The following is a 1,676-nucleotide window of genomic DNA, read 5'->3' as shown; positions in this document are numbered from 1 at the left end:
CGCAGCCAGGACCTGCGATGCGTGGGTGTGAGATGCGCGATCATGGCGCGCCCGCCCGGCCGCCGGCGCTGCCCGTCACGGGGCCGGCCGCGGCTGCCGCCGGCGCCGGGGCCGAGCCCACGGCCGAGAGGTCCGCCCCGATATTGAGGGTGGTCAGCACGCCCTTGCTGAACCGCACCACCGAGCCGCCGTCCGAGATGTCGAGCCGGTTGGCGTCCACGGTGCCGTTCGGAATCCGCACCGCGACGGGCGATTCCGAGACGATCGTGCCCTTCTTGACGTCGAGCACGGCCTCGGCGAGCCGGGCCTCGAAGCCCTTTCCGGTGCGCACCAGGATGTCGTCGTTGAGCTTCAGGCTGTCCTGCTTGGTGTCGTAGAGCCCGTTCACGGCCGTCACCGTGATGGCGCCCTGGTCGTCGGTCTGCACCTGGGCCTTGAGCTCCTTGAGCTCCAGCAGGCCCGGATTGGCGAGATCCTGCGAGGCCGCCTGGGCGGTCAGCTCGTAGGGCTTCTGGTCGTTGGTGAAGCCGGCCAGCCGCGGCAGCTCCATGGTGATCTTGGTGCCGCTGACCACCAGCTTGCCCGGGTCGATGGCGGCGTCGGCCTGCTGGAACGGGTTGAAGAACACGGCCACCACCAGCACGCCGCAGGACACCGCGATGCCGACCGGGATCGCCACCCGCATCACCCGGATGAACCGGCTGTGCCGCGCCGCCTTGCGGAACCGGCGATCGCCGTCGTTCGCCGGCAGCAGCCGCGCGCGGGTCTCCTCACGATAGGATGCGGCAGCGGGCACGGCAGTCAGGTGACTATCCCCAGCGTTGCGATCCGGAACCGCGCGTCCCTCGCCGGGCGATCTCGGGCCCGACAAGGTCGCTTCGGAATATGGCCGTCCCGCGGCGGCAGCGGATCTCACGAATGAGCGAAGATGTCCTCTTCGGCCCAGCCGGCGAGATCGAGCTTCGCCCGCACCGGCAGGAACTCGAAGCAGGCCGCCGCCAGGCCGGTCCTGTCCTCGCGCGCCAGCATCTCGTCGAGCCGCGCCTTGAGGGCGTGGAGATGCAGGACGTCGGAGGCCGCATAGGCGACCTGCGCGTCGGTGAGCTCGCTCGCGCCCCAGTCCGACGACTGCTGCTGCTTCGATACGTCGACGCCGAGGACTTCCTTCGTGAGGTCCTTCAGGCCGTGCTTGTCGGTGTAGGTCCGGGTCAGCCGCGACGCGATCTTGGTGCAGTAGACCGGGGTCGGCATCACCCCGAAGGTCTTGTAGAGGACCGCCAGGTCGAAGCGGGCGAAATGAAAGATCTTCAGCCGGCTCGGGTCGGCGAGCAGCGCCTCCAGGTTGGGCGCCCGCGGATTGTCCCGCGGAATCTGCACCACGTCGGCGGTGCCGTCGCCCGGCGAGAGCTGGACGACGCACAGCCGATCGCGCCCCGGCCGCAGGCCCATGGTCTCGGTGTCGATGGCGACGGCGCCGTGGTAGCGGGCGAGGTCCGGCAGGTCGCCGCGATGCAGGCGGATGGTCATGGTGGTCTTCGTGGTGCGTGCCGGAACGCCCGAAGGGGCCGGCGCGGCACCCGCCTCGCGGCCCAATCCTCTGACGGACAAGCGTTTTCAGCCTCAATTCGGCCACCTGTGTAGCACACAGGGGACCGTGGTCAACGGCGCGGGCCCGA

General features: G+C 69.9%; 2 protein-coding genes. Both read right to left on the bottom strand.

Features of this window, described 5'->3' with window-relative positions; all coding sequences use genetic code 11:
- Window positions 1-40 precede the first annotated feature (40 nt).
- Entirely contained in the window at window positions 41-796 is a 756-nt protein-coding gene (lptC, locus tag CH341_RS31155) for an LPS export ABC transporter periplasmic protein LptC (RefSeq protein ID WP_210208701.1), read from the bottom strand.
- A gap of 116 nt (window positions 797-912) precedes the next feature.
- Complete coding sequence (locus CH341_RS31150; protein ID WP_111423549.1) at window positions 913-1,527, bottom strand: ribonuclease D; 615 nt, start codon at window positions 1,525-1,527, stop codon at window positions 913-915.
- Between the last annotated feature and the right edge of the window lie 149 nt (window positions 1,528-1,676).

The organism is Rhodoplanes roseus, from assembly GCF_003258865.1.
GTDB lineage: Bacteria > Pseudomonadota > Alphaproteobacteria > Rhizobiales > Xanthobacteraceae > Rhodoplanes > Rhodoplanes roseus.
The sequence above is the reverse complement of the archived record's forward strand: the minus strand, read 5'-3'. Positions and strand labels throughout refer to the sequence as shown.

Bases quoted from the DNA above. Each gene is read 5' to 3' on its own strand.
- CH341_RS31150 (WP_111423549.1), bottom strand. From the start codon at position 1,527: ATGACCATCCGCCTGCATCGCGGCGACCTGCCGGACCTCGCCCGCTAC.